The 7,625-nt window shown below is 42.3% G+C and carries 5 protein-coding genes, 2 tRNA genes and 2 rRNA genes (1 of these 9 cut by a window edge); 1 reads left to right on the top strand and 8 read right to left on the bottom strand.

Going from position 1 to position 7,625, the window contains the following annotated elements; all coding sequences use genetic code 11:
- Positions 1-32: 32 nt before the first annotated feature.
- Positions 33-1,958, top strand: coding sequence for an ABC-F family ATP-binding cassette domain-containing protein (locus ACEWFJ_RS00095; RefSeq protein ID WP_473690026.1), 1,926 nt, complete (start codon positions 33-35; stop codon positions 1,956-1,958).
- Between the two features lie 307 nt (positions 1,959-2,265).
- On the opposite strand, the gene tsaD is transcribed toward ACEWFJ_RS00095, so the two are convergent.
- The 8 genes from tsaD to ACEWFJ_RS00135 all read right to left on the bottom strand — a co-directional run.
- Entirely contained in the window at positions 2,266-3,282 is a 1,017-nt protein-coding gene (gene tsaD / locus ACEWFJ_RS00100) for a tRNA (adenosine(37)-N6)-threonylcarbamoyltransferase complex transferase subunit TsaD (protein ID WP_473692292.1), read from the bottom strand.
- Entirely contained in the window at positions 3,282-3,725 is a 444-nt protein-coding gene (gene rimI, locus ACEWFJ_RS00105) for a ribosomal protein S18-alanine N-acetyltransferase (protein ID WP_098309786.1), read from the bottom strand. The genes tsaD and rimI overlap by 1 nt, the downstream gene beginning before the upstream one ends.
- 11 nt (positions 3,726-3,736) lie before the next feature.
- Complete coding sequence (gene tsaB, locus ACEWFJ_RS00110) at positions 3,737-4,429, bottom strand: tRNA (adenosine(37)-N6)-threonylcarbamoyltransferase complex dimerization subunit type 1 TsaB (protein ID WP_098309787.1); 693 nt, start codon at positions 4,427-4,429, stop codon at positions 3,737-3,739.
- The gene (gene tsaE / locus ACEWFJ_RS00115; protein WP_098309788.1) at positions 4,410-4,883 is read right to left on the bottom strand and encodes a tRNA (adenosine(37)-N6)-threonylcarbamoyltransferase complex ATPase subunit type 1 TsaE; all 474 of its coding nucleotides are present in this window, start codon (positions 4,881-4,883) and stop codon (positions 4,410-4,412) included. Before tsaE ends, tsaB begins: the two co-directional genes overlap by 20 nt.
- Positions 4,884-5,073: 190 nt before the next feature.
- Positions 5,074-5,149: transfer RNA gene (locus ACEWFJ_RS00120), tRNA-Asp, on the bottom strand.
- Between the two features lie 3 nt (positions 5,150-5,152).
- A tRNA-Met gene (locus ACEWFJ_RS00125) sits at positions 5,153-5,229 on the bottom strand.
- 11 nt (positions 5,230-5,240) lie between these two features.
- Positions 5,241-5,356 (bottom strand): 5S ribosomal RNA (rrf, locus tag ACEWFJ_RS00130).
- Between the two features lie 50 nt (positions 5,357-5,406).
- A 23S ribosomal RNA gene (locus tag ACEWFJ_RS00135) occupies positions 5,407-7,625 on the bottom strand; it runs 703 nt beyond the window's last position.

Genomic DNA, 7,625 nt, shown 5'->3' on the forward strand with positions numbered 1-7,625 from the left:
GCAAAGTTAAGAAATTATTTGAGGTGAAAACATTGATTCTACTACAAGTGAATAACCTTTCCAAGTTATACGCCGCTGAAGTGATTCTTTCAAACATTAAGTTAGAGGTACAGACGCGTGATCGCATTGCACTTGTCGGCCGTAACGGCGCTGGAAAGTCTACATTATTAAAGATTATTGCGGGAGAACTATCCCATGACAGCGGAGAAATTATTAAACCGAAAGATGTATCTATCGGTTACTTAGCACAGCACACTGGTCTTGAAACATCATTAACCATTTGGGATGAAATGCTAACGGTATTTCTCGACTTGCAACGCATGGAGAAAGAACTCCGAAGGCTAGAACAAGAAATGGGGAAAGAAGAAAATTTCACAAATGTCACTGTACACGAAAGATTGTTAGCAGAGTATGATCGCCTGCAATTAGATTATAAAAATAAAGGCGGCTACCAATACGAAGCTGATATTCGCTCTGTTTTAAGCGGACTTGGCTTTCCTTCTGAGACACACGGAACTACAATCTCCACTTTAAGTGGTGGGCAAAAAACTCGTTTAGCTCTTGGCAAATTATTACTAACAAAACCAGATTTGCTTATTTTGGATGAGCCAACCAACCATCTAGATATCGATACATTAACGTGGCTGGAACAATATTTACAAGGCTATCCTGGTGCTATTTTAATCGTTTCACACGATCGATACTTTCTAGATAAACTCGTAACACAGGTGTATGAAATCTCTAATAAACAAAGTCGAAAATACACGGGGAACTACAGTAAGTATTTAGAACTTAAAGCATCGCTATACGAACAAGAAATGAAGCGTTATGAGAAACAGCAAGAAGAAGTCACAAAGTTACAAGACTTCATTCAAAAAAATATCGCCCGCGCTTCCACAACAAAACGGGCACAAAGTCGCCAAAAACAATTAAATCGTATGGAGCTTATGACAAAACCACTCGGTGATACAAAATCTGCTTCTTTCCACTTTGATATCGATAGGCAAAGTGGCAATGATGTACTACAAGTAAAAAATATCACAATTGGTTATAATAACGAGCCAATCATTGAGCACATTCATTTCCAATTAACGAGAGGTGATAGTGTTGCACTTGTAGGTCCAAATGGAATCGGAAAATCCACTTTATTAAAATCTCTTGTGGATAAACTTCGTCCTTTAAACGGCAGTTTTTCATTCGGCTCTAACGTTTCTATTGGATATTATGACCAAGAACAAGCAAACTTAACATCATCAAAACGCGTATTAGATGAACTTTGGGATGATTACCCGCTGCAACCAGAAAAAGAAATCCGCACAGTACTTGGAAACTTTTTATTTTCTGGTGATGATGTTTTAAAGCCAGTCTCTTCTTTAAGTGGTGGACAAAAAGCACGTTTAGCTCTTGCAAAACTGATGATGCAAAAATCAAATGTGCTTATTTTAGATGAACCGACAAACCATTTAGACTTAAGTAGTAAAGAAATATTAGAAAATGCTCTTATTGATTTTCCAGGAACTATTTTATTTGTTTCTCATGACCGCTATTTCATTAATCGCATCACCACAAAAGTTATTGAATTGTCAACAGATGGGGCAGAGGAATATCTAGGCGATTACGATTATTATATAGAAAAGAAAAATGAAATGTTAGAGCGGGCAGAACTTGAAGAACAAGAAACGAATAAACCTGTACAAAAACAAGTGGCGCAAGAAAAATTAAATTATATTGAAGAAAAAGAACGTAAAAAGCAAGAGCGCCAACGTACGCGTAGAATTGAGGAATTAGAAGAAAACATTGCTGCAATGGAAGAGCAAATCGCTACATTAGAAGAACAACTTTGTCTGCCTGAAGTATATGCTGATTACGAAAGAGCAAGTGATATTACAGCAGAAAAACAAACACTACAAGAGCAATTAGAAGCATGTATGGAAGAATGGGAAGAATTACAAATATAAAAAATAAAAAGGTCAGCAGTTACGCTGACCTTTTTATTTATCCACAGTGTTATTCACATATTCAATTTCATATTATCAAGATAAATATTAATTTCCCCACATTATCCACAAATAAAATAATATTTATCCACAGGTTATACTCACAAAAAAACCTATATTATCAACAGATAATATAGGTTTTATCCACAGGTTGTGGTTAATTATGTGTATAAAGTGAAACTTTCATCTGTGGCCCCACTAACATTTAACTAAACTTCTCTTCTTTACCGAAGGCGAAAAATCTACTCTCTCATTAAACGCGGAATAACTATGATTCAATATCCAAGCCAGGATTTGCATTTAATGCTAATGTTGCCCTCTTTCCTTGCTCATATGCAATCGTACCAGCTGCAGCAATCATAGCAGCGTTATCTGTGCATAAAGATAACGGTGGAATAATAAGCTCTATATCGTTTTTATTTGCAAACTCCTCTTCTAGTCGAGCCCGCAATCCTTTATTTGCCGCAACTCCTCCAGCAAGAAGCACTTGCTTCACGCCATACTCCTCCGCTGCTCGTACTGTTTTTGTTACTAACACATCAATTACACTTGCCTGAAAACTTGCAGCTAAATCTTCAGGTGTTAGTTCCTCTCCGCGCTGCTTAGCGTTATGCACAGTGTTAATAACTGCGGATTTTAAACCACTAAAACTAAAATCATAAGAATCTGGTTCAAGCCATGCACGAGGCAGATCGATTGTCGGCTCTCCTTCATGGGCAAGACGATCAATGTGCGGTCCACCTGGATATGGCAATGATAACGTACGTGCCACCTTGTCGTATGCCTCTCCTGCAGCATCATCTCTTGTTTCGCCAATTACTTCAAATGAACCATGCTCTTTCATATAAACAAGCTCTGTATGTCCACCAGATACAACGAGAGACAATAATGGAAACTGCAGTTCTTGTACTAAGCGATTTGCATAAATATGACCAGCAATATGATGCACGCCAACCAACGGGATACCATGTGCAAAAGCTACCGCTTTTGCTGCATTCACACCAATTAACAATGCCCCAACAAGGCCTGGCCCCTCTGTAGCAGCAATTGCATCAATATCTTCAAACGTAATTTGCGCTTCTTTTAACGCTTCTTCTAATACAACCGTTATTTGTTCCACATGGTGACGAGATGCAATTTCCGGAACAACCCCACCAAAACGTTTATGACTTTCAATTTGCGAAGCTACAATGTTCGCTAAAATTTCTCGTCCATTTTTCACAACTGCTACAGCTGTTTCATCACAGCTTGTTTCAATACCCAGTATAATTGTATCTTTTTTCATCATAAGTTCACCCACATTACAAGACCATCTTCATAATTGTCTGTATAGTATCTTTTGCGAATTCCGCCATTTTGAAAACCAAATTTCCGATATAACTTTTTTGCAACTTCATTTGAAACACGCACTTCAAGTGTCATCGTATTTGCTCCAAGAGCTCTCGCTTTGTTCATTACTTCTTGTAATAACACTTCTCCGAGCCTTTGACCACGGTATTGTGGTAATACCGCAATGTTCGTAATATGTGATTCATCAAGAACGACCCAAAGTCCGCAATAACCTAGAATTCCTTCCTCTGTTTCCAGTACAACGTAGTGTGCATACTCATTCATTTTTAATTCTCGTTCAAATGCTTCGGCAGTCCAAGGAGTCGCAAATGAAGCTTCTTCAATCGCAACAATTTGCGGAATATCCTCTTCCTTCATATTTCTAAATGTAATGTTCATTCATAAAACCCCTATTTCGTTTGACTTTCTAACCATTTTGCCTCTGCTTCTGCCAAACGAAGGTAACTTGGAACGAATGTATGCACAGATTGCTCTTCTTTCTGTAAGCCCAAGAAAGCTAATTCACTTGGGCGTGGATTATGTTTCGTCAGCGGGGCAAATACTGCTTGATCTCCTAAGTGTTCTACAATTGTATCTTTATGCTGTTCTACATCATTTCCGATAAATAAAATAGGTTGTCCTATCTCTTTTAACATTTGTAACCAATCGGCAATGAGAATAATACGATCCTCTTTCACAGATTGCAACTTTTGTTCTCTATATGTATACAATCCCGTATAAATTTGCTGACGACGACCATCAAATAACGGACAAATATACCCTGGGAAATTTATTCCGTTTGCTGCCAGCACTTCTAAACTTGATACACCAACAATCGGAATTTGCAATGACCAAGCTAATGTTTTTGCTACTGTTACACCAATACGAACACCTGTATAAGAGCCTGGACCAGCTGCTACAACGATTTTATTTAATTCTTTTGGTTTCACATTACATTCTTGTAAAAGTTGCTCTACTGCTGGCATTAGACGCACAGAGTGATTTTTTGTTAAATTTGTAATGATTTCTCCCACAACCATATTTCCATCAATAAGAGAAACTCCCATTACATAGTTAGAAGTATCAATTGCTAGTACTTTCATTTTGTAATAGCTCCTCACATAATCTAATATAACGTTCTCCGCTCGGCTCTAATACAATTTTTCTTGTACTATCTCCCGTGTGGAATAAACTGATTTTTAAAAGTGAAAGTGGTAAAAAAGACTCTATTAAATGCGCCCACTCCACCACTGTTACACCTTGACCATAAAAATATTCATCAAACCCTAAATCTTCTTCGCTCTCCGCTAGGCGGTATACATCCATATGATAAAGCGGTAATCGTCCTTTGTATTCTTTAATAATATTGAACGTTGGGCTATTCACAACACGTTTTACACCAAGACCTTTTGCAAGACCTTTTGTAAATGTTGTCTTACCTGCACCTAAGTCTCCTTCTAAAATCAAAACATCCTGCGCCTGAACTAATTGTCCAAGCTTTTCTGATAAATTCTGCGTTTCTTCTGAAGACATTGTTGTTATTTCATATTTATTCAAAGGTTTCACCTACCTTACTGTTAGTATTCCCTGCTCTTTATTATACAGATTTTTTATTTTTGTTTCAGTTTTGATTATATAAAAAAGACCTTAGGAGTTGTCCTAAGGATAAGATTGACTGTCTTATAAGTTTAATTAGAGTAAATAAAAAAACACGAAACATATTGTTTCGTTCTTTATATTATATAAATGGCGGTCCCGACCGGGGTCGAACCGGCGATCTCCTGCGTGACAGGCAGGCATGTTAACCACTACACCACGGGACCATTTGGTTGCGGGGACAGGATTTGAACCTGCGACCTTCGGGTTATGAGCCCGACGAGCTACCAGACTGCTCCACCCCGCGATGATAATAAAGCCTGGCAACGTCCTACTCTCACAGGGACAAAGTCCCAACTACCATCGGCGCTAGAGAGCTTAACTTCCGTGTTCGGTATGGGAACGGGTGTGACCTCTCTGCCATCATTACCAGACTTATGAAGGTATATTCCTTCAAAACTAGATAACATTTGCTTCATATTATATGGTTAAGTCCTCGATCTATTAGTATTCGTCAGCTCCACATGTCACCATGCTTCCACCTCGAACCTATCAACCTGATCATCTTTCAGGGATCTTACTAGCTTAACGCTATGGGAAATCTCATCTTGAGGGGGCTTCATGCTTAGATGCTTTCAGCACTTATCCCTTCCGCACATAGCTACCCAGCTATGCCCTTGGCAGAACAACTGGTACACCAGCGGTGCGTCCATCCCGGTCCTCTCGTACTAAGGACAGCTCCTCTCAAATTTCCTACGCCCACGACGGATAGGGACCGAACTGTCTCACGACGTTCTGAACCCAGCTCGCGTACCGCTTTAATGGGCGAACAGCCCAACCCTTGGGACCGACTACAGCCCCAGGATGCGATGAGCCGACATCGAGGTGCCAAACCTCCCCGTCGATGTGGACTCTTGGGGGAGATAAGCCTGTTATCCCCGGGGTAGCTTTTATCCGTTGAGCGATGGCCCTTCCATGCGGAACCACCGGATCACTAAGCCCGACTTTCGTCCCTGCTCGACTTGTAGGTCTCGCAGTCAAGCTCCCTTATGCCTTTGCACTCTACGAATGATTTCCAACCATTCTGAGGGAACCTTTGGGCGCCTCCGTTACTTTTTAGGAGGCGACCGCCCCAGTCAAACTGCCCACCTGACACTGTCTCCCGGGTCGATAAGACCCGTAGGTTAGAATTTCAATACAGCCAGGGCGGTATCCCACCAGCGCCTCCACCGAAGCTAGCGCTCCGGCTTCAAAGGCTCCCGCCTATCCTGTACAAGCTGTACCAAAATTCAATATCAGGCTACAGTAAAGCTCCACGGGGTCTTTCCGTCCTGTCGCGGGTAACCTGCATCTTCACAGGTACTATAATTTCACCGAGTCTCTGGTTGAGACAGTGCCCAAATCGTTACACCTTTCGTGCGGGTCGGAACTTACCCGACAAGGAATTTCGCTACCTTAGGACCGTTATAGTTACGGCCGCCGTTTACTGGGGCTTCAGTTCAGAGCTTCGCTTGCGCTAACCCCTCTCCTTAACCTTCCAGCACCGGGCAGGTGTCAGCCCCTATACTTCGCCTTACGGCTTCGCAGAGACCTGTGTTTTTGCTAAACAGTCGCTTGGGCCTATTCACTGCGGCTTTCCGTTAAGAAAGCACCCCTTCTCCCGAAGTTACGGGGTCATTTTGCCGAGTTCCTTAACCAGAGTTCTCTCGCACACCTTAGGATTCTCTCCTCGCCTACCTGTGTCGGTTTGCGGTACAGGCACCTTTTATCTCGCTAGAAGCTTTTCTTGGCAGCGGGGAATCAAAGACTTCGCTCCATAAGGAGCTTCCCCATCACAGCTCAGCCTTCGCGGTAAGCGGATTTGCCTACTTACCAGCCTAACTGCTTGGACGTGCACAACCAATCGCACGCTTCTTCTATCCTTCTGCGTCCCTCCATTGCTCAAACGATAAAGAGGTGGTACAGGAATATCAACCTGTTGTCCATCGCCTACGCCTGTCGGCCTCGGCTTAGGTCCTGACTAACCCTGAGCGGACGAGCCTTCCTCAGGAAACCTTAGGCATTCGGTGGACGGGATTCTCACCCGTCTTTCGCTACTCATACCGGCATTCTCACTTCTAAGCGCTCCACCAGTCCTTACGATCTGACTTCACAGCACTTAGAACGCTCCCCTACCACTGATACCATAGGTATCAATCCGCAGCTTCGGTGGTGTATTTAGCCCCGGTACATTTTCGGCGCAGAGTCACTCGACTAGTGAGCTATTACGCACTCTTTAAATGGTGGCTGCTTCTAAGCCAACATCCTAGTTGTCTAAGCAACTCCACATCCTTTTCCACTTAATACACACTTTGGGACCTTAGCTGGCGGTCTGGGCTGTTTCCCTTTTGACTACGGATCTTATCACTCGCAGTCTGACTCCCAAGGATAAGTCATTGGCATTCGGAGTTTGACTGAATTCGGTAATCCGATGAGGACCCCTAGTTCAATCAGTGCTCTACCTCCAAGACTCTCACACTTGAGGCTAGCCCTAAAGCTATTTCGGGGAGAACCAGCTATCTCCAGGTTCGATTGGAATTTCTCCGCTACCCACACCTCATCCCCGCACTTTTCAACGTGCGTGGGTTCGGGCCTCCATTCAGTGTTACCTGAACTTCACCCTGGACATGGGTAGATCACCTGGTTTCGGGTCTACGACCACGT

It is taken from the genome of Bacillus sp. EA-CB0995, assembly GCF_055814245.1.